Origin of the sequence: Noviherbaspirillum album (genome assembly GCF_035916955.1) — a bacterium.
GTDB classification, from domain to species: domain Bacteria; phylum Pseudomonadota; class Gammaproteobacteria; order Burkholderiales; family Burkholderiaceae_D; genus Noviherbaspirillum; species Noviherbaspirillum album.
The window spans coordinates 1-20,547 of record NZ_JAWIIV010000014.1; the positions used below are offsets into that span (position 1 = coordinate 1).

Genomic DNA, 20,547 nt, shown 5'->3' on the forward strand with positions numbered 1-20,547 from the left:
GCCGCCTGGTGAAAGTTTCATCCTGGTACGACAACGAGTGGGGCTTCTCCAACCGCATGCTCGACACCACCATGGCGCTGATGTCGGCGAAATAAGCGCCGCTCAGCTCTGAAGTCAGTCAGCTATACGCTGCTGAAAATTGCCCCGCTGCCCGCGGGGCTTTTTTTTGGACGCGTGCCTGAAAACCCGCCATGAACCGATTGGACCGCAAGTCCCGGGTCGCAGGCGCACGTCGCATATTGTTGCAGTCTGCAGTTACAATTCCTGCTGCTTCACATCAAGCTGATGGGGTTTCATGCGGTTCAATCGGTTCGGTGGTTCGGTGGTTAAATTGATTCCAGGCGAAAGACGCTCATTGTGACTCATGTACTTGCAGGCAGACCCGTGAAGTCCCCATCCGATTTTCTCTCCGGAGGCGGAGAAATGGGCGCCCTGATGCGCGCCCACGACTGGAGCGCGACGCCGCTTGGCCCTCCGGACACCTGGCCGTCCCTGCTCAAGTCCACGATCCGCCTGCTTCTCACGTCCAATCATCCGATGTTTATCTGGTGGGGCCCGGATCTGCTGCAATTCTATAACGATGCCTATCGCGCGACCATGGGGAGGGAGCGTCATCCGTCGGCATTGGGCCAGCCCGGGCGGGAATGCTGGGCGGAGGTATGGGACATCATCGGACCTGAAATCGAGCTGGTCATGTCCGGTAGGGGCGCCACCTGGCATGAGGATGCGCTCGTTCCTCTCACACGTAACGGCAGGCAGGAAAACGTGTGGTGGACTTACGGTTACAGCCCGATCGAAGATGAAACCGGGGTGCATGGCGTACTCGTCATCTGCAACGATGTCACGAAGGACCATCTCAACAAGGAAAGCCTGCGGCGGCTGAACGAGGAACTCTCCGAAGAGGTCCAGGTACGGAAGCAGGCCGAGGCCGCGTTGGCCTCCGAACGCGACCGCATCGATGCGGCGCTGGAAAAGTCCCGGGCCGACCTGGCGGTTCAGATCCTGGATTGGCAGCGATTGCATGCCATGAGCTGCGAATTGCTGCAGGCACGAACCAGGCAGGCGCAGTTCGAAGTCATCCTGAAAACCATCGCCGATCTGCACCGGTCCGGCAAGGGTGTCATTTCCCTGCATGATCCCAAGCGCAATGCCCTTGTCACGGCGGCCAGCATCGGTCTCGGCGCCGATGCCAACGCGCTGCTTGCCTGTGTCCCGCTGGGCAAGGGGGCTTGCGGTACCGCATTCGAAACTCGCGAGCGCATCATCATCGCCGACACCGAAACCGATCCGATTTATGCGGATTACCGCCAGTTCGCAAGAGACGAAGGCATTCGGGCACTATACAGTTCGCCGTTCTATACCCGCAGCGGCGAACCGCTGGGCGTGCTCAGCGTGTACTTCGATGCACCGCGCCGCCCGGAGGCGCGTGAACTGCGGATCAGCGATATCTGCCTGGGCCAGATCGCCCTCGTCGTCGAACGGGAGCAGGCGGAAAGCCGGCTTCACCTGGAGCAGCAGCGCAGCCACAAGATCCTGGAGACGATGAAGGATGGCTTCATCATGTTCGACGCTGCATTCCGCGTGTTGCATATCAACTCCGAGGGCTTGCGGATGGATGGCCGTCCGCTATCGGAGCTTCTCGGCCGCACCCATTGGGAATTGTGGCCGGATACCTATAACCTGCAGGTAGGAAGGGAATTGCGGCGCGTCATGAGTGAACGGGTTCCCGCCAGGTTCACGCATTGCTACGACTATTTCGGACGCATTACCTGGTTCGACGTCTCGGCCTATCCGCACGACGACGGGATAGCCGTCATCTACCGCGACATCAGCGAACAGAAGAAGGTCGAACAGGAACTCGCAAGAGTGGTTGACGAGTCGGAGCGCCGCCGCCGCCTCTATGAAACCTTTCTGGCGAACAGTCCCGATCTGGCCTATGTCTTCGATCTCGATCATCGATTCATCTATGCCAACGAAGTGCTGCTCAAGATGTGGGGCAAGACTTGGAATGAAGCCATTGGCAAGAATTGCCTCGAGCTGGGCTATGAACCCTGGCATGCGGAAATGCATGACCGCGAAATCGAGCAGGTCAAGGCGACACGCAAGCCGATACGCGGCGATGTTCCCTTCCACGGAACCTTCGGCCGGCGCATCTACGATTACATTTTCGTGCCGGTGCTTGGGCCGGACGGCGAGGTCGAGGCAATTGCCGGCACGACCCGCGACGTGACGGAAAGCAGGCAGAATGAAGCGGCATTGCGCGAAGCCAACCAGCGCAAGGACGAGTTCCTGGCGATGCTCGCGCATGAACTGCGCAATCCGCTCGCGCCTATCAGCGCGGCGGCCGAGCTCATGGACATGGTGCAGCTCGACGGTAAGCGACTCAAGGATACCAGCCGTATCATCAGCCGCCAGGTGAAGCACCTGACCGAACTGGTGGACGATCTGCTGGATGTGTCCAGGGTAACGCGCGGCCTGACCTCAATCACGAAGACTCCGCAGGATGTGAAAGGCATCGTCGCCGATGCCATCGAACAGGTCATGCCCCTGGTCGAGGCAAAGCGCCATCACCTGACGCAAGACATTGCCGCCGGTCCGGCGCATGTCATGGGCGACCGGAAGCGGCTGGTGCAGATTCTTACCAACCTGCTCAACAATGCCGCCAAATATACGCCGGAAGGCGGCAGGATTCATCTCTCGGCGCAGAGTGATGGCGCGACGGTGTCGCTTGCGGTGCGGGACGACGGCATCGGCATTGCGCCCGAGATGCAGGCCCGGATATTCGACCTCTTTACCCAGGCCGACCGCACCGCCGACCGTTCGCAGGGCGGTTTGGGCATCGGCCTGGCGCTGGTTCGCAGCCTGACTGAATTGCATGGCGGCAGCGTCACCTGCAGCAGTGAAGGATTGGGCAAGGGCAGCGAATTTACCATCAGCCTGCCGAGGCTGGCGTGCGGCCAGCCAAAAGGGGACGGCAAGGATGCAGCACAATCAACCGCACCAGTCCGGAAGCGGCGCATCCTGCTTGTGGACGACAATGAGGATGCGGCTCGCATGCTCGCGATGTATCTCTCCGCCCAGGGCCATGAAGTCATTACCGAGCAAACATCGCAGCAGGCGTTCGAACGGGCGCAACGGGAAACTCCGGAGATCTGCATTCTCGATATCGGTTTGCCCGAGATCGACGGCAATCAACTTGCGGGAATGCTGAAGGGCCGCAAGGAGACCGCCGAAGCCTTGCTGATCGCAGTCACCGGCTATGGACAGGAACAGGACCGGCAAGCCGCGATGGCCGCCGGCTTCGATCATTATTTCGTCAAGCCGGTCGACCTGGGCAAACTTGCACGCTTGCTGGAGCAATGATTCGATCAGGTCCGCTAGCGGTCAGGGCGTCTACGAAGGCGTGACCGCCGAGTTTTTTCGCCCGACGAGATAAATCACACCATCGGGGCCGTAACTCTCCCGATGCGGCTCGTTGGCGCGCAGGTGGAATACTTCCCCGGCCCGGAACACCTGCTCCGCTTCGCCGATCCGCAAGCGTATCTCGCCATTGAGAATGAGAGCCTTCGCTTCGAACGGATGGGCGTGCAAATCGATCGATCCGTGCGCTTCACGTTCGACGGTGGCCACTTCCGAATAGCCTTCATCGGAAAGAAGACTGAGAAAGTCCGCGCGTTCCATTTCGCTTCCTGTCAGGTATATGAAAGATTGCGCAAGACGCGCCGGATCCGGCTGGCCGGCCGCATCACGTTTCCTGGCTGCGGCCCAGCGTTGCCGCCCACAGTTCCCTTACGCGTGCCGCCTCCAGCTGGACTTTCTCGGCATCGACCCGCGCGCGCTCATGTCCCTGCAGCCGGATCTGGTGCTGCAGCTTGCGCAACTTGCGGTAGGCGTCGGCAACGTCGCCGGCCAGCGTCTTGTCGATCAGTTCCAGCTCGGCGCACAGCTTGAGCAGTGCGATGTTGCCGATGTCCGCCGTCAGCTGCGGGTAGGCGGCGGCATTGCACAGCACCAGATACTGGACGATGAACTCGATGTCGATCATGCCACCGGCGTCGTGCTTGAGGTCGAACTGCTCGGAACGGTTGGGATGCGCGTCATGCAGTTTCTTGCGCATGGCCGCCACTTCGCGCCGAAGCTTGTTCTCGTCGCGCGGCTGGCGCAGCACGTTCTCGCGGATGGTCTCGAAGCGGCTGCCGATCTCCGCATCGCCGGCGCAGAAGCGCGCGCGGGTAAGCGCCTGGTGTTCCCAAACCCACGCACTCCCTAGCTGGTATTTCTCGAAAGCGGCCACACGGGACACCATCAGGCCGCTGGCGCCGTCCGGGCGCAGCGCCACGTCGATGTCGAACAAAATGCCAGACGGCGTATGGCTGGTCATCCAGGTAATGAAGCGCTGCGCCAGCCTCGCATACAGGGCGGGCGCTTCCTGGTCGTCGTCGTCGAACAGGAAGATCACGTCGAGGTCGGATGCGTATCCCAGTTCCTTGCCGCCCAGTTTTCCATAGGCGATCACGGCAAAACGCGGCACTTCGCGATGGCGGTTGTGAATGGATTTCCATACCGCGCCGATCGTGGCCTCCACCAGGATGTCCGCCAGCGATGACAGATGATCGGCCAGGCGCTCGACGGTCAGCGCGCCTTCCAGGTCCTGTGCCAGCAGGCGGAACAGCTGGGCGTGGTGCAGGTCGCGCAGCACGTTCATCTGCAGCTCGGTGTCGTCTTCGGCCGCCGCAAGCTGGCGCTGCACTTCCTGCTGGAACGCCGACCAGTCGGGGGCGGCGTTGAGGCTGCGGTCATCGAGCAGCTCGTCGAGCAGGATGGGGTGCTGGGTGAGATATTTCGCAGCCCAGTCGCTCGCATTCATCATGCGGATGACGCGGCCCAGCGTGGTCGGATATTCGGTCAGCAGCGCAAGGTAGGCGGCGCGGCGCGCGATGGTTTCGAGAAAATCGAGCAGTCGGCCGAGGGTTTCGTTGCGCGAATTGGCGGTGGCCGCGATCAGGGGCAGGGCCGCATTGACAAGCGCCATCAGCTTGCCCCTGCTGGTCTCCGGGAGCGACTGCAGCCGCGGCGACTGGGCCGTTGCCTGCAGGCGCTTCGAGGCGGACGCCGGGTCCTCGAAACCGAGCGTGTTCAGGTGCGCCCGAATGGCGTCGCCGCCATCGGGCTCGGTCAGCGACTGCGTGACTGAAATCGACTGCTCGCTCTCCGGCGTGGCCGAAGCGCCGCAGCTCTTGTCGGCGAATATGGCATCGAACTGTCCGGCGACCACGGCGCGGTGGGCATCGAGCTGCGCCAGCATCGACTCGGTATCCGCGTAACCCATCATCTGCGCAATGCGCAGCTGGTCTTCTTCGCCGGCCGGGAGGTTGTGCGTCTGTGCATCGTCGACATACTGCAGGCGATGTTCCAGGTTGCGCAGAAACGCATAAGCTTCCTGCAGCTGCGCCACTTCCTCGGGCAGCAGCAGATTCTTTTCCGCAAGAGTATTCAGCGTGATCCGGGTCGAGCGGTCGCGCAAGGCGGGATCGCGGCCGCCTCGGATCAGCTGGAAGACCTGGGCCAGGAATTCGACTTCCCGGATGCCGCCGCGGCCGAGCTTCACATTGTTGGCGCGGCCCGGATGGCGCGCTTCCTGCCGCTTCACCTCGGCCCGGATCTGACCATGCATGTTGCGCAAGGCCTCGATGGCGCCGAAGTCGAGATAGCGCCGGTACACGAAAGGGCGCACGATCTGTTCCAGCGCCGCGATGTCTTCCGCGTTGCCCGTGATCGCCCGTGCCTTGACCCATGCGTAGCGTTCCCATTCCCGGCCCTGCACCAGCAGGTATTCTTCGACCATCGCCAGGCTGGCGGCGAGCGGTCCGGAGGCGCCGTTCGGACGCAGTGCCATGTCGACCCGGAAGCTGAAGCCGTCTTCGGCGATCTCGGAGATGGCGCCGATCAGTTTCTTGCCGAGCTTGATAAAGAATTCATGGTTCGAGAGCTGCCGCTGTTCGGCCGAACCGACTTGCGTCTCGCCGTTTTCCGGGTAGATGAAGATCAGGTCGATGTCGGACGAGACGTTCAGTTCATGGCCGCCCAGCTTTCCCATGCCCAGCACGATCATTTCCTGCGGCTGGCCGGACTCCGCGCCGGTCGGCACGCCGTGCATCTGCTGCAATTCGGCCGTGAGTTCCCGCAGGTGCGTCTGCACCACGAAGTCGGCGAAGGCACTGATGGTAGCCAGCACTTCGGCCAGGTCGGCTCGCCCGCTCAGGTCGCGCTCGATCAGGGTGGCTACCACCAGGTTGCGCACGCGCCGCATTGCCCGCGGCAAGGGCATGCCGGCCGCTGTTTCCTTTTGTAAAAGGCGAGCAAAAAGCTCCGGGCTCATGGATAATTCGGCAAGCTCCGCGACCATGCCTGCACGAACCGGATCGGCATTCAGCCATCTGGAATAGAACCTGGAAGCAACGTCGGTGGTCAAAAGGGAGGGAGTCACGGTATGAGGAGTCGTCTGGGGCCGGGGTAGGAGGCCAGGTTATCAGGCTGCATTGACTGCAGGGGAAGTTGCCGCATTATCGCCCATGGCCGGTCATGGATGCCCATGGCTGTCAGATGATATCCGTGCGAACATATGCCTTGCAATCCGATTCATGCGTACCGGGCGGCAAGCGGCATCGACGCTCCCTCGCTCTTCACCGGCCGGGCTCCTGCATGCAGGGGGCTGGGCGCCATGCGGTGCGGGATGCGGAACGGCATCGCTTGTTCGTTCCGAAGCTGTTTTTTATTTTACGCCGCTGGCTCTTATCATTGATGTCGATCGATCCAAACATTCCCCCGCCTTCCAGGACAGCCTTGGGCCAGTGCTGGCAAGCGACCAGGAAATGTTATCGAATCGCCAATGCCCTGACCCATCACGCATTGGGTGCTCTGCTCAAGACCGCTCTCGTCATCTATTTCCTCTTCTGCGCGCTCATTCTCGGTCTGCGCTATGTGGTTCTTCCCAATATCGACGCCTACAAGCCGGAAGTCGAACGCATGGCTTCGCGCGCGATCGGCAACCAGGTATCGATCGGAAGCATCAACGCATCCTGGTCGGGGCTGCACCCGCAGCTGGCGATCGACAGGCTGGTCATCCATGACAAGGCAGGCAATGCCGCCCTGACCTTGCCCGAAGTATCGGCCCGGCTGTCCTGGCTGACGCTGGTGGTAGGCGATTTGCGCCTGGATCAGCTGCTGGTATCCAATCCCGACCTGGAAATCCGGCGCGACGGCGAAGGGCGGATTCACGTCGCCGGCATTCCTGTCGCAAGCGATGCGAAAGGCGGCAGCCGGGGCGCGGACTGGGTGCTGTCGCAGCACCATATCGTCATCCGCGGCGGCAAGGTGCGCTGGACGGATGAGCTGCGCGCCGCGCCCGAACTGCCGCTCGACAATGTCGATTTCGTGCTGCGCAGTCAATGGCGGAGCCATCGGTTCGCACTGAAGGCGACACCGCCGCCCGCCCTGGCCACGCCGCTCGATGTGCGCGGCGTGTTCGAACATCCGCATTTTGCGCGCAGCATTTCCAACCCGGCGATGTGGACGGGACAGTTGTATGCCGACCTGCGCGACACCGATCTGGCCGCATGGAAAACCTATGTCGATTATCCGATCGACATGCAACATGGCAAGGGCTCGGTCCGCGCCTGGCTGGATTTTGATCGAGCCCGGCTGGCTAATTTCACAGCCGACCTTACCCTGTCCAATGTATCGGCCCGGTTGCGTCACGATCTCGAACCACTGAAGCTGGTGAAAGCCGACGGCCGCATTTCGGTGAGCGAACAGTTCAATGCGCAGGCACAGGACGGCAAGCCCACTTTCGGGCAGTACGGCCATGCGATTTCCCTGACCGACTTCTCGCTGCAGACCGATGACGGCGTATTTTTGCCGCGCACCACGATCAGCGAACGCTATCTGCCGGCAAGCGCCGGCAGGCCTGCTCGAACCGAGTTTGCGGCAAAGCTGCTGGACCTGAAGATCATTGCCGGTTTCGTTGAACGCCTGCCCTTGCCCGAAGATCAGCGCAAGATCCTGGCCGACCTCGAACCGCGCGGCATTCTCAAGGACTTTTCCGCGCAATGGCAGGGCAGCTATCCGGAGATCTCCGCATATAGCGTCAAGGGCGATTTCGCGGGGCTGTCGCTCAAGCCCCAGCCTGCGCGCGAAGCCAGGCCAAAGACTGCCGCCGCGCCGGCGCAGGCCGCGATACCGGCGATCCCCGGCTTCGAGAACCTGACCGGGCGGATCGATGCCACCGAACGGGGCGGTTCATTCGAGCTGGCATCCAGCCGCTTGCAGCTGCAGCTGCCCGGCTACTTCGCCAAGCCGGAGATTCCCTTCGATCGCCTGGACATGCAGGCCAGCTGGTCGTTCCAGAGCAATAATCGCCTGCTGATGGACGTGCAGAAGGTGGATTTCGTGCAGGACAAGCTGGTCGGTTCGTTCAGCGGCAAGCACCTGATGCCGCTGTCCCGCCAGAAAGAAAAGTCACCCGGCACGGTGGAACTCAGCGGCAAGCTGAATAGACTCGAACTGAAGGATATCGGCCGCTACCTGCCGTTGCAGACGCCGGAATCGCTGCATTCCTGGCTGGCCGGCGCCCTTGCCGGCGGTACCGTCAATGACGTGCGGCTCAAGCTCAAGGGCGACCTTGCGCAATTCCCCTTTCAGCAGCAGGCGGCCGGCGACAAGCCGAAAGGCGAGTTCAAGATCACCGGCAAGATTGAAAACGGGACACTGAATTACGCACCCGACATGTTTGCCAAGGATGGCAAGACGCCTCTATGGCCGGTGATTCACGATATCGACGGATTCATCGCGTTCGACCGGGCGCGCATGGAAATCACGGCCGACAAGGCCCAGACATCGGGCATGCGCCTGGCGCAGGTGAAGGCGGTCATTCCGGATCTTTCCAGGCACGACATGGTGCTGGAAGTGAATGGCGGCGCGGCCGGTCCGTTCGAAAATTTCCTGCGCTTCACCAACGACAGCCCGGTGGCGAACTGGATAGATCACTTTACCGACGAGACGAAAGCCAGCGGCAACGCCAGCCTGGCGCTGAAGCTGCAGATCCCGCTGAATAACATGCGCGATGCCAAGGTCAAGGGCAGCCTGCAGTTCGCCGGCAATAACATCACCCTGATGAGTGCGCTGCCGCCGCTGCAGAATACCCAGGGCAAGCTGGAGTTTCACGAGAAAGGCTTCAGCCTGGCCGGCATCAGGTCCAACTTCCTCGGCGGACCCGTCACCGTGTCCGGCGGCAGCCAGCGCGACGGCTCTATCCTGGTCAGGGGGGAAGGGACGCTTTCCGCCGACGGCATCAGGAAGACCTATGGGGCGCCGGCCATGCAGGGCGCGCTCGCGCGCATCAGCGGCAGCACCCGGTACAGTACCTCCATCAGGGTGAAGAACAAGGCGCCGGAGATCATCGTCGAATCCAACCTTGCAGGCATCGGACTCGACTTCCCGGCACCCTTGCGCAAGGAGGCCAATGAAAGCCAGCCCTTCCGCTTCGAACTCGCCGGCGTGCCATCCGGCGACGCCGCGGTGGTGCGCGATGAAATGAAGCTGGCACTCGGATCGACCATCTCCGCCCGCTATGAACGGGAAAAGAGGGCCGACAAGGACGCGGCGTGGCGCGTGGTTCGCGGAGGCATCGGCGTGAATGTGCCCGCACCGCTGCCTGATGACGGTTTGATCGTCAACGTCAGCCTCAAGTCGCTGGATATCGATGCGTGGCGGCGCACCATGGCTACCGTTTCGCCGGGGCCGTCCGCAGCTTCAGCCCAGCCCGGCGATGCCGTCAAACAGGGCGATTCCCTCGACATCGAGCAGTACATCGATCCCCAAGTGCTGGCTGCGCGCACGACGGAACTGATCATCATGGACCGCAAGCTCGACAATGTCGTGGTCGGCGCTTCGCATCAGGACGGCTTTTGGCAGGCCAATATCGATTCCGAACAGGCATCGGGTTACCTGTCCTGGAGCGAGCCGCGCTTCGGCCGCAGCCTGGGACGCGTGACCGCGCGCCTGGCCTCCCTGATCATTCCCAAGTCGGCGGCGTCGGATGTCAATGACCTGATCGAAGGCAAGAGCACCGCTACCCAGTTGCCGGCGATCGACATCGTCGCGGAAAATTTCGAACTGTTCGGCAAGAAATTCGGACAGCTGGAAGTCGTCGCACAGAATGCGCGGGTCTCCGGCAACCGGGAATGGCGTATCAACAAGCTGTCCCTAACCAACAGCGATGGAGAGCTGAAGGCCTCAGGTAAATGGAGCAGCCGCAACGGGGAAAACCTGTCGACTCTGGCATACACCCTCAATATCGCGGATGCCGGCAAGCTGCTGGAGCGCTTCGGCTTCCAGCATGTGCTGCGTGGCGGCAAGGGGGAAATGAAGGGCGACATCAGCTGGACCGGATCGCCCTTTGCATTCGATATCCCCTCGATGAACGGTCAGATCCAGTTGCAGATCGCCTCGGGACAGTTCCTGAAGGTCGATCCGAGCGCCGCCAAGCTGCTCGGCGTGCTTAGCCTGCAGTCGCTGCCGCGCCGCCTTGCGCTCGACTTCCGCGACGTCTTTTCCGAAGGATTCGCGTTCGACAGTGTGACGGCCAGCGCAGAGATCGCGCAGGGCGTTGCCCACACCGACAATTTCAAGATGCGCGGCGTGGCCGCCACGGTCTTGATCGATGGCACGGCAGACATCGCACGCGAAGCGCAGGATCTTCACGTCGTGGTAATTCCCGAAATCAATGTAGGCGCCGCCTCGGTGGTCTACGGCTTGGCGGTCAATCCGGTGATCGGGGTGGGCACCTTCCTTGCCCAGCTCTTCCTTCGCGAGCCGCTGATGAGGGCATTTACCTTCGAATACCAGGTGACGGGGCCGTGGAAGGACCCGGTCGTCACCAAGCTGCTGCGCAAGCCCGCCGTGCCGAGCGGCGAGGCTGCCAATCAATCCGGTCCCAATGGGTGATGCGATGACACAATTGAAGCAAGCGATGAAGATTGCCGCGATACAGATGGTATCCACTCCCGCGGTCGAGGAAAACCTCGCCAGCGCCAGCCGCCTCGTCGCACAGGCGGCTGGGCAGGGTGCAGGGCTGGTTCTGCTCCCTGAATACTGGCCGATCATGGGGATGAAGGAAAGCGACAAGCTGGCGCATGCGGAGGAGCCCGGTTCCGGCCCGATCCAGCAATGCATGTCCGAGCTGGCCCGCGAGCATGGCATATGGCTGGTGGGCGGGACCTTGCCCCTCGCGGCGCAGGAATCCGGCAAGGTAATGAACACGTTGATGGTCTACGACCCGCAAGGCCGGCATGCGATGCGGTACGACAAGATCCACCTGTTCAGTTTCACTAAAGGCGAGGAGTCGTATGACGAAGCTCGCACCATCGTGCACGGCGACAGCGTGCGCAGCTTCGAAGCACCTTTCGGCAAGGTCGGACTTTCGGTCTGCTACGACCTGCGCTTCCCCGAGCTCTACCGCGCCATGGGCGACTGCGCGCTCATCGTCATGCCCGCCGCATTCACCCATACGACCGGGCAGGCGCACTGGGAAATCCTGCTGCGCGCCCGCGCCATCGAGAACCAGTGCTATGTGCTGGCTTCGGCGCAAGGCGGCAAGCATCCCAACGGGCGCCGTACCTGGGGGCACAGCATGCTGGTCGATCCCTGGGGCGAGGTGGTCTCCGTGCTGCCGGAAGGCGAAGGCGTGGTGATCGGCGAGCTTGATCCCGAGCAATTGCAGCGGGTCCGTGCCAGCCTGCCGGCGCTCAGGCATCGCAAGCTGTAGCTAAGCGGCGGATAAGCGGACCGGTAATCCGCAGTGCGGCGCGGCGCCCGCCTTTCATGCACTGCCCCGCCACCCGCCGGCGGCAGATGCACTACAATCTACGCAATCGAAAACCGCTGCAGTCCTTGAGATTGCATGCCCCCGGAAGGACATCATGAAGCTATTCGAACCCAATCTCCAATCGCTCGCCATTGCCCGCGACGTGCTGCTGACGCCCTTTGGCCTCGACGAATCCCAGCTGGTCAAGACCCTCGACGCCATCTTCACCCATCGGGTCGACTATGCCGACCTGTACTTCCAGTTCACCAAGAACGAAGGCTGGAGCCTGGAGGAAGGCATCGTCAAGACCGGCAGTTTCTCGATCGACCAGGGGGTCGGCGTGCGCGCGGTGTCCGGCGACAAGACTGCATTTTCCTATTCCGACGAGATTTCCGAGCGTGCGCTGCTTGACGCGGCGGCGGCCACGCGGACCATCGCCCGCCAGGGTGCCGGCAAGGTGAAAGTGGCGTCCTCGGTTCAACCGGTGGGCGGACGTTCGCTCTACCTGCCGAACGATCCCCTGAATTCGCTCGACGCCACCGAAAAGGTGAAGCTGCTCGAAAGGATAGAACGCATCGCGCGCGCCAAGGATCCTCGCGTGGTCCAGGTCATGGCGGGCCTGGCCGGCGAATACGATGTTGTGCTGGTCATGCGCAGCGACGGCGTGCTCGCCGCCGACATCCGGCCGCTGGTGCGCATCTCCGTCACCGTGATCGCCGAGCAGAACGGCCGCCGCGAAGTCGGCTCCAGCGGCGGCGGCGGGCGTTACGACTATGCCTATTTCAGCGATGAACTGCTGGAGAAATATGCGGCCGAAGCTGTCGCCACCGCGATCGTCAATCTCGATGCGCGTCCGGCGCCGGCGGGTCCGATGACCGTCGTGCTCGGATCCGGCTGGCCCGGCGTGCTGCTGCATGAAGCCATCGGCCACGGACTGGAAGGCGACTTCAACCGCAAGGGCTCAAGCACTTTCTCGGGCCGCATCGGCGAACGCGTTGCCGCCAAGGGCGTGACAGTGGTCGACGACGGCACCATCGCCGATCGCCGCGGTTCGCTCAACATCGACGACGAAGGCAATCCGACGCAGTGCACCACGCTGATCGAAGACGGCATCCTGAAAGGATATATCCAGGACACCATGAATGCGCGGCTGATGAACATGCCCGTCACCGGCAATGCGCGGCGCGAATCCTATGCGCACCTGCCGATGCCGCGCATGACCAACACCTACATGCTCGGCGGCGACAAGGATCCGCAGGAGATCATCGCTTCCGTAAAGAATGGCCTGTATGCGGTCAACTTCGGCGGCGGCCAGGTCGATATCACCAACGGCAAGTTCGTGTTTTCGGCGAGCGAAGCCTACATGATCGAAGACGGCAAGATCAGTTATCCCGTCAAGGGCGCAACCCTGATCGGCAACGGTCCGGAAGTCCTTAACCGCGTGAGCATGATCGGCAACGACATGCGACTCGACAGCGGCATCGGCGTATGCGGCAAGGAAGGCCAAAGCGTTCCGGTGGGCGTCGGACAGCCGACGTTGCGCATCGACGGCATGACCGTGGGCGGCACTGCCTGAGGTTCGGGGCTCGCCGCGTTACGCAACTGACATAACAATTCCAGCGACTGCAGCAGGCTCAGCAAGCTCAGCAGATGCACTCATGAAAAAACGCGATGCCGGGTCCTTCGGCATCGCGTTTTTTTATTACTGCCTAATCCTCCGCATTCAGCTCCTTACGCTTTCGGAGTGGATGGGCAGCCAGGCTTGCCACGAATGCGGACCGTCAGGCTGCACGCGATCAGGCCGCTCCTGACCCTTCACAAGTACCGGTAGCAGTTTTGGCGCCGGCCGCACCTGTCGTTCGTACCGGCACCTGTAGCCACTGAGCCGCTGGTGTCCTTTCAGCCACCGGTATCAGGCGTTCAGGAAGGAGTCGTCGTATCCTCCGGAGTTGTCGTGTCCGTCGGAGTTGTCGTATCCGTCGGAGTTGTCGTATCCGTCGGAGTTGTCGTATCCGTCGGAGTTGTCGTAGCCGGCGGAGTTGTCGTAGCCGGCGGAGTCGTCGTAGCCGGCGGAGTTGTCGTGTCCGTCGGAGTAGTCGTGTCCGTCGGAGTTGTCGTAGCCGGTGGAGTCGTCGTATCCGTCGGAGTTGTCGTAGCCGGTGGAGTTGTCGTATCCGTCGGAGTAGTCGTAGCCGGTGGAGTCGTCGTAGCCGGTGGAGTCGTCGCAGCAGGGAGGCTGCTATTGATCTGCGTTGCCTCTTGCAAGTGAGTATTCAGGACCGGCAATGCCGCTCTGGCGAATGCGAGCTGCTCCGGATCCTGTTCATTGGTCGAGCGCTCGGTAAAGAGTGCGACCGCGGCTTCGTGCAGCCTGATATTTTCCTCCATGAAGGATCGGTTGAAATCATCGCCAGTCTTCGGCAGAAGCGTACGATAGGCAACCACGCCTTCGGCAGGGAGCACATTCGGAAGAATGACGTTTTCCTGCACAGCCAGCTGCGCAACCGAGGTGTTTTGCGTCGCGTGATCCGTGATCATGCGCTGCGCAAAAGCACGTACGGCTTCATTGCTTGCGCGCTGCGCCGTGGCCAGGCTGGACACCAGGATTTCACTGACATTGTTCTGGAAAGCCGCTACCAGGGTTGAAGGCTTGAGCCGTACGTAAATTTCATTCGCTTCATTCAGGTGCTCTTGCAGCATCGGCAGGGATGTCGTTGCAAAGGTGCGTACCTCTGCATCAGGGCCGGCGGTGGACTGCGCCTGGGTTGCGCCGACATCGCCGAGATGCACGACGACATTGTGGCTCATGTATGCCTTGTCGAAATCGGCCCCGTTGAGCTGTGTGATGCTGTCCCTGGCGGCGACATGTTCGATCGGCAGCTGGGTATCCGCTCCCAGCGTCAGGCCCTTGCCTTGCGCGATCGTGCGGATTTCCGCATTCATCGCGGTGTGGTGATCGATCATCATGTTGGCAAATGCGCGCACTTCCGCATCCTGCGTTTTCTGCAGCGCAATATTGGCAAGGGCGATTTCACCCAGGCCATCCTCGTACGCGCCTTGCAGGTATGCAATCGGATCGAGGGATGCACCGAGTTCCTTGGCGGTCACCAACTGCAGGTTCAACAGCGGCAAGGCGTTGCTTGCGAAAGCTTTGAGCTGGGTATTCGTGGCGCCTGTCGCCTGTGCCAGGAATCGGCTTACATACTGCCGCTGCTGCTGCAGGCTCTGTTGCAGGAAGATTCGGTCAGATTCCTCGTTCGTGGCGGCGGTTGGATTGGCCAACGGCGTTGCGCCGGTTGTTGCCGGCGTGGTACCGGTGGTGCCGGATGTAGTGCCTGTGTCGGTCGTGGTACCGGTTGTAGTGCCAGTGTTGGTAGTACCGCCGGTCGTGGTGCCGGTGTTGGTCGTGGTTCCGGTCGAGGTGTTTCCGGTTGTGGTGCCGGTTGCGGTATTTCCAGTCGTCGCTATGTTCGCAGGCAGCGTCACGTTGTTGGCTTGGGCAATCTGGGCCAGCGTACTGTTAAGCTGCCTATGATTGTCGATCAGCACCTGGGCAAACTGGCGAACCTGGGCATTAGTCGTACGCGCCGCTGCCGCTTCGGCCTGCTGTACAGTGGTCGTTCCGCTCTGCACTACCTCGGTAAGGAAGGCGCTTTCGGCAGCGGTCACCGTTGCCGATGCCGATGTAGTCGGCTCTGGTGCCGGTATGGTAGGTGCTGGTGCGCTGCTCGGCGCAGGGCTTGAAGGAGACGGCTGTGAGGTTGCTACGGTCGAGTCGTCGCTGCCGCCGCCGCATGCCGCGAGAAGTGCTGTCAGCAACAGGGGTAATGCCTTTTTCGGAAATGCCTTTTTCATTGGGTGCTCCACGTCGAAATTGTTCAGGTCCGTTTCTGACGTGGTGCGGGCGGCACATGTTCGATGGCCATAACGCCTTCTAATCAGCGCTTAATCTGAATCAAAGACGATTCATCCAACATGGGTATCTGAAAATTAAAAAAGAACTTCTTGAGTGCGTGGCTACCATAGTTCAGTTGTGCAGAACCGTCCCACGCTCGTCGCCGTTTTCCAAGGCGGACTGCGTCGCGCCGCCATGGTTCGCGGCAACATGGAATTTCAAGGGCTCAAAAGAAAACCGGCTGCAAGCGAAGCTGGTTTCCGTCATCTACTTTATATTGCGCCGGATGGGCATGGTGGCCACATTCGTCGCCCCGATCATGCAACGCGAGTGGCGCTTGTTCCCTCAACGCCTCAAACTGCTCCGTTCCGGGCCGCGCCCATGGCCGTGCCGGACTCCGTGATGTCGATGCTGGTAATAATACGGTGGCGGCGACTGATACTGGATCACCGGTCCCGGCACCACGTAATGCACCGGAGGCGGCGGCTGGTACTGGTAATGCGTAGGCCTGTCAGGAAATGCCGTTGGCGGGGCACCGTAGATGAATTGAGGTTGCTCGTAGACCACGACGGGCGGCGGCGCATACATCGGGCCACCGTTGCCGACGGAAAGCGACCATTGCACGTTGCCACCGGCAAGGGCCGGCGTGGTTACTGCGCTGAGGGCCAGCAAGGCAATTGCTGCGGTCATTAAGGGCGGGAGGATTTTCATGGCGAGGGCTCCTGTATCCATTCATGATAATGGACAAATTCACCTCTGCAATGCGAAATCCTGGCCGAATGCCTTGCCGGTCAATATGGGTTGCATTCCCGCATCAGCTTGCCGCTGTCTAGCTCATTCAGGTTCTTCAGTCCGACCAGAGCTTGCCGCCGGTAGCCCAGTTTTCCTTCTTCACATCCTGGAAGATGATATCGACCGATTCCGCCTTGCAGCCGAGCGTGGCAACTGCCGCCTCCGTAACGGCCTTGACGAAGTCGCGCTTCTGTTCGGTGGTGCGGCCTTCAAACATTTCAACATGGATAGTGGGCATGAAAACTCCTTGCAGGTGATTAATTAGTATAAGTGGGGGATAGCTGGTCTAGCTGGCGCAGCAGTGCCGGCCACTCCAGCGCACCTTCCGGCGAGCCGTCGGCTAGCAGTTCGCGATGCGTCCTGGCGCAGGTATCGGCATCCGGCATGAGCAGGCTCGCGCCGCCGGACTGGGCTTTCAACTGAACTTCGCAAGCCTTGTCGAGCGTATCCATGAGCACGAAGGCTTCGGCGATCGTGCGGCCACAGATCAGGGTGCCGTGATTGCGCAGCAGCATGGCGGGATAGCTGCCGAGCCGGTCGACGAGGCGTTGCTGTTCATTCACCGACAGGGCCAGTCCTTCGTACGCGTGATAGCCGATTTGTCCATAGAACCGCAAGGCGTGCTGCGACAGCGGCAGCAGGCCGGCTTCCTGCGCGCCGACCGCGATGCCATTGACGTTGTGCAGATGCATGACGCAATGCGCATCGGGGCGGGCGGCATGGACGGCGGCATGGATGGCGAACCCGGTGACATTGATGCGATAGTCGTGGTCGCCAATGATGTTGCCTTGCAAATCGATCTTGACCAGGTTCGAGGCGCAGATCTCGTCGAAGCGATAGCCGAAGGGATTGATCAGGAAGCGGCCCGGCTCGTCAGGCACGGCGGCGGAGATATGCGTATAGACGAGGTCGTCCCAATGCCTCAATGCGCAAAGCCGGTAGCAGGCGGCAAGGTCGCGCCGCACCTGCCATTCCCCGGCGCTGATGTCTCCGGCGGCGAGTGTGCCGCCGCGATGGGTAAAGTTCGATTCCGTCATTCTCACTCTGTCTTGGTGCGCAAGTGCGCCAAAAGCAAACGCCCGGCAATGCCGGGCGGTGTCATGCTGCTCAGCTCGCGAAACGGCCGAGTGGTGCGTGTTAAAAATCTTTTGGTCAAATGCGGACGAAAATCGCGCCGATACTGCGTCAAAAATGCTCGCAAGGCCTCGGCCTGGCTACGCCTTTCTCCTTGTCTCGACACAATTTCGCCACATTTGCCTTCAACAAATTTCTAACTCACCCCACTAGAAGCGGTGACGCACACCCACGCCGAAGCTGTTGCCATTGTTGGTGCGGGTAATGCGATCGTTCATATAGACCGCATACACGTCTGTCCGCTTGGACAAGTCGATATCATAGCCGACAGCCGTGGTGGTGCGCTTGACATCGGCGCCGACCGCCACGCCGTCTCGCCGGGTCTGCGCCCATGCCAGCTGCACCTTGCCGGGACCCGCGGGCACGGTGGCGCCGAGCGAGAGTGTCTTGTCGTCGAGGTCGATGTCGTGCGACGTCTGGCCATAGGTAGCGAACAGTTTCGCCGCGGTCAGGTCGTAACTGCCGCCGACCATCCAGGCAGACTGGCGTGCGGCAAACAGGCCGGATGCGAGCGGGATATTCCCGCCCGGCTGGACATTGCCCACCGGGACGTTGAGCGGATTATTGATTTCGACGTTGTGGTAGAAGGCGGTCAGCGCGAGAGGACCGGCGAAGTAGAGTGCGTTGACGCCGATGTTGTTGCGGCCGGTGCTGCCGGCGATCTCGCCGAACTGATAATGAACGTTTGCGGTCAAGCCGCCAAAATTCGGCGTCTGGTAGCGGATCGAATTACTCCAGCCGGTATCTCCGGCGACGGAATTGGTCCAGCCCGATGCATTGAAAAGCGGCACGTCCGCATGCAGGATCAGCGGCGCGAACTGATAAGAATCGCCGAAGGGGTTGAACAGGATGGTGGGCAGGAAGTGGGGTGCCAGTTCACGGCCGAGCGATACCGCGCCGAAGCCACCGGACAAGCCGACATTGGCGTCGCGCGACCAAAGCGTGTCGCCGGGGAAGCGACCTTGTGTGCCGGTGTCCGCCTGGAAGAAGCTGGTCAGCAGAAAGTTGGCCTTGAGGCCGCCGCCGAGGTCTTCCGAACCCTTGAAACCGAACCAGGAGGTTGTCATGCCGCCGCTGTTGACCACCGAGCGCGAGCGGGCGTCGCCGGCACTGCGCATTTTTCCGGCATAGACATCGACCAGGCCGGTCACGGTGACATTGGTCTGGGCCATTGCCGGTGCTGCCGTTGCGACCGCCGCGCCGGCGAGCGCGGCACTGGTCAGCAGTGTTTTCAATTTGCGACGTTGTTGCATGAGGTCTCCTGTTTTAATGCAGTTTTAATTAACCGGGCAAGAGCCCGGCGTTTCTCCCGGCTGCCATCATTGCTTGAATGAATTATTAGCGGCAGCCATTTTACTGATCATTCCTTCGATGCAGGCAGGAGGAATGACACTAGTAATTCGCGTTGTAGTTTTCTTGCATCATGCGTGACGCTGACCCAGGAATGAGCTCCGAGTCGTGTTCAAATCCGGACTCGGCCTCAAGCTTAAACTTGGGCTTAGGCTTCCACGAGTTCCGGCACATCTTGCCGCGCGTCGCGAACATGGACTTGCCTACCGGCGCTGTAGGTGGCGGCAATCGCACGGTCGTCGCCGAGCAGGGCGAAGGCGAACAGCAATTCTTCCAAGCTCTCGGTGCGTGCCGTGCGGCGCGCCAGAAGTGGCGTGGCCTTGGGATCGAGCACCACGAAATCGGCTTCGACGCCGGGGGCGAAATTGCCGATGGTGCCTTCCAGCTGCATGCTGCGCGCGCCGCCCAACGTGGCCATGTAGAACATCCGCAGCGCCGGCAGGTAGGTGCCGCCCATGCGGCCCACCTTGTAGACTTCGTTCATGGTCTGCAGCATGGAGAACGAGGTGCCGCCGCCGACATCGGTGGCCAGCGACAGCGGCACCTGCGCGGCGTCGGCGCGTGCGAAGTCGAACAGGCCGCTGCCGAGGAAGAGATTGGAGGTCGGGCAGATCGACGCCGCCGATTGCGTTTCGCGCATGCGGGCGCGGTCATGGTCGTCGAGCCAGATGCAGTGTGCATACATCGCCCGCGGCCGCATCATGCCGTAGTGATCGTACACGTCAAGATAGCTGCGCGAGTTGGGGAACAGCGACTTCACCCAGGCCACTTCATCGGTGTTCTCCGCCACGTGCGTCTGCAGGAAGGTATCGGGATAGGCCCGCGCCAGTTCCCCCGCCAGCTGCAGCTGTGCCTCGGTGGAGGTCGGCGCGAAACGGGGCGTGAGCGCATAGAGCTGGCGACCATGCTTGTGCCACTTGTTGATCAGTTCCTCGCTGTCGCGCGCGCCGCCTTCCGCGGTATCGCTGAGGAATTCCGGGCAATTGCGGTCCATCATGATCTTGCCGGCCACCATGCGCAGGTTGCGCTTGTCGCTCTCGCCGAAGAAGGCATTGACCGAAGACGGATGGACCGTGCAGTAGACCATGGCCGTGGTCGTTCCGCAGCGCAGCAGCTCGTCGAGGAAGAAGCTCGCCACTTCGCGCGCATGCTCGCCGTCGGCGAACTTGCGCTCGGTCGGAAAGGTATAGGTTTCCAGCCAAGGCAGCAGGCCGGGCGCCGGCGAGGCGATCATGTCGGTCTGCGGATAATGGATGTGGGTATCGATGAAGCCGGGCACGATCAGCTTGCCGCGAAAATCCTGCACCTGCACGCCCTCCGGCACGGCGTCGCGCAGCTGGCTGTGGTCGCCGGCGGCATGAACGCGGCCGCCGTCGATGATCAGCAGGCCGTCCTCGTGCCAGGCATGGGCCTTGTCGTCAAAGGCCGGATCAGCGGTGAAATGGAGGATGCTGGCGCGGTAGGCCTGGCAGGCGGAGGATGCTCTGGTTGTGTTCATTGACTGCTTTCTATT

Annotated in this window: 12 protein-coding genes; 4 read left to right on the plus strand and 8 right to left on the minus strand. The window is 61.5% G+C overall.

Annotated elements, in window-relative coordinates:
- The first annotated feature begins 384 nt into the window (after nucleotides 1-384).
- Nucleotides 385-3,363, plus strand: a complete 2,979-nt coding sequence (locus RY831_RS16910) for a hybrid sensor histidine kinase/response regulator (RefSeq protein ID WP_326507555.1) — start codon at nucleotides 385-387, stop codon at nucleotides 3,361-3,363.
- A 30-nt stretch (nucleotides 3,364-3,393) separates the two neighbouring features.
- On the opposite strand, the gene RY831_RS16915 is transcribed toward RY831_RS16910, so the two are convergent.
- A complete protein-coding gene (locus tag RY831_RS16915; RefSeq protein WP_326507556.1) occupies nucleotides 3,394-3,681 on the minus strand; it encodes a cupin domain-containing protein in 288 nt (95 codons plus the stop codon).
- A gap of 64 nt (nucleotides 3,682-3,745) precedes the next feature.
- The gene (gene glnE / locus RY831_RS16920; protein ID WP_326507557.1) at nucleotides 3,746-6,487 is read right to left on the minus strand and encodes a bifunctional [glutamate--ammonia ligase]-adenylyl-L-tyrosine phosphorylase/[glutamate--ammonia-ligase] adenylyltransferase; all 2,742 of its coding nucleotides are present in this window, start codon (nucleotides 6,485-6,487) and stop codon (nucleotides 3,746-3,748) included.
- Between the two features lie 314 nt (nucleotides 6,488-6,801).
- Between glnE and RY831_RS16925 the strand changes: the two genes are divergently transcribed.
- The 3 genes from RY831_RS16925 to tldD all read left to right on the plus strand — a co-directional run bounded on the left by RY831_RS16925 (nucleotide 6,802) and on the right by tldD (nucleotide 13,439).
- Nucleotides 6,802-11,004 (plus strand): YhdP family protein, encoded by a 4,203-nt coding sequence (locus RY831_RS16925; RefSeq protein ID WP_326507558.1) that lies wholly within the window; start codon nucleotides 6,802-6,804, stop codon nucleotides 11,002-11,004.
- Nucleotides 11,005-11,008: 4 nt separating this feature from the next.
- Nucleotides 11,009-11,824, plus strand: coding sequence for a carbon-nitrogen hydrolase family protein (locus tag RY831_RS16930; RefSeq protein ID WP_437126283.1), 816 nt, complete (start codon nucleotides 11,009-11,011; stop codon nucleotides 11,822-11,824).
- 154 nt (nucleotides 11,825-11,978) lie between these two features.
- Nucleotides 11,979-13,439, plus strand: coding sequence for a metalloprotease TldD (tldD, locus tag RY831_RS16935; RefSeq protein ID WP_326507559.1), 1,461 nt, complete (start codon nucleotides 11,979-11,981; stop codon nucleotides 13,437-13,439).
- A 344-nt stretch (nucleotides 13,440-13,783) separates the two neighbouring features.
- Here the strand turns inward: tldD and RY831_RS16940 are convergent, their stop codons facing one another.
- The 6 genes from RY831_RS16940 to guaD form a co-directional block, all read right to left on the minus strand.
- Entirely contained in the window at nucleotides 13,784-15,718 is a 1,935-nt protein-coding gene (locus RY831_RS16940) for a DUF4142 domain-containing protein (RefSeq protein ID WP_326507560.1), read from the minus strand.
- 385 nt (nucleotides 15,719-16,103) lie between these two features.
- Nucleotides 16,104-16,469, minus strand: coding sequence for a hypothetical protein (locus RY831_RS16945; protein WP_326507561.1), 366 nt, complete (start codon nucleotides 16,467-16,469; stop codon nucleotides 16,104-16,106).
- A gap of 136 nt (nucleotides 16,470-16,605) precedes the next feature.
- Entirely contained in the window at nucleotides 16,606-16,788 is a 183-nt protein-coding gene (locus RY831_RS16950) for a 4-oxalocrotonate tautomerase (RefSeq protein WP_326507562.1), read from the minus strand.
- Between the two features lie 19 nt (nucleotides 16,789-16,807).
- Nucleotides 16,808-17,587 (minus strand): class II aldolase/adducin family protein, encoded by a 780-nt coding sequence (locus tag RY831_RS16955; RefSeq protein ID WP_326507563.1) that lies wholly within the window; start codon nucleotides 17,585-17,587, stop codon nucleotides 16,808-16,810.
- 246 nt (nucleotides 17,588-17,833) lie between these two features.
- A complete protein-coding gene (locus RY831_RS16960) occupies nucleotides 17,834-18,937 on the minus strand; it encodes a porin (protein ID WP_326507564.1) in 1,104 nt (367 codons plus the stop codon).
- Between the two features lie 245 nt (nucleotides 18,938-19,182).
- Nucleotides 19,183-20,532, minus strand: a complete 1,350-nt coding sequence (guaD, locus tag RY831_RS16965; RefSeq protein WP_326507565.1) for a guanine deaminase — start codon at nucleotides 20,530-20,532, stop codon at nucleotides 19,183-19,185.
- Between the last annotated feature and the right edge of the window lie 15 nt (nucleotides 20,533-20,547).

Excerpts from the sequence above, each read along its gene's own strand:
- tldD (WP_326507559.1), top strand. The coding sequence starts at position 11,979 with ATGAAGCTATTCGAACCCAATCTCCAATCGCTCGCCATTGCCCGCGAC.
- guaD (WP_326507565.1), bottom strand. The coding sequence starts at position 20,532 with ATGAACACAACCAGAGCATCCTCCGCCTGCCAGGCCTACCGCGCCAGC.
- RY831_RS16930 (WP_437126283.1), top strand. The coding sequence starts at position 11,009 with ATGACACAATTGAAGCAAGCGATGAAGATTGCCGCGATACAGATGGTA.
- RY831_RS16955 (WP_326507563.1), bottom strand. The coding sequence starts at position 17,587 with ATGACGGAATCGAACTTTACCCATCGCGGCGGCACACTCGCCGCCGGA.
- RY831_RS16925 (WP_326507558.1), top strand. The coding sequence starts at position 6,802 with ATGTCGATCGATCCAAACATTCCCCCGCCTTCCAGGACAGCCTTGGGC.
- RY831_RS16960 (WP_326507564.1), bottom strand. The coding sequence starts at position 18,937 with ATGCAACAACGTCGCAAATTGAAAACACTGCTGACCAGTGCCGCGCTC.
- RY831_RS16940 (WP_326507560.1), bottom strand. The coding sequence starts at position 15,718 with ATGAAAAAGGCATTTCCGAAAAAGGCATTACCCCTGTTGCTGACAGCA.
- RY831_RS16945 (WP_326507561.1), bottom strand. The coding sequence starts at position 16,469 with ATGAAAATCCTCCCGCCCTTAATGACCGCAGCAATTGCCTTGCTGGCC.
- RY831_RS16915 (WP_326507556.1), bottom strand. The coding sequence starts at position 3,681 with ATGGAACGCGCGGACTTTCTCAGTCTTCTTTCCGATGAAGGCTATTCG.
- RY831_RS16950 (WP_326507562.1), bottom strand. The coding sequence starts at position 16,788 with ATGCCCACTATCCATGTTGAAATGTTTGAAGGCCGCACCACCGAACAG.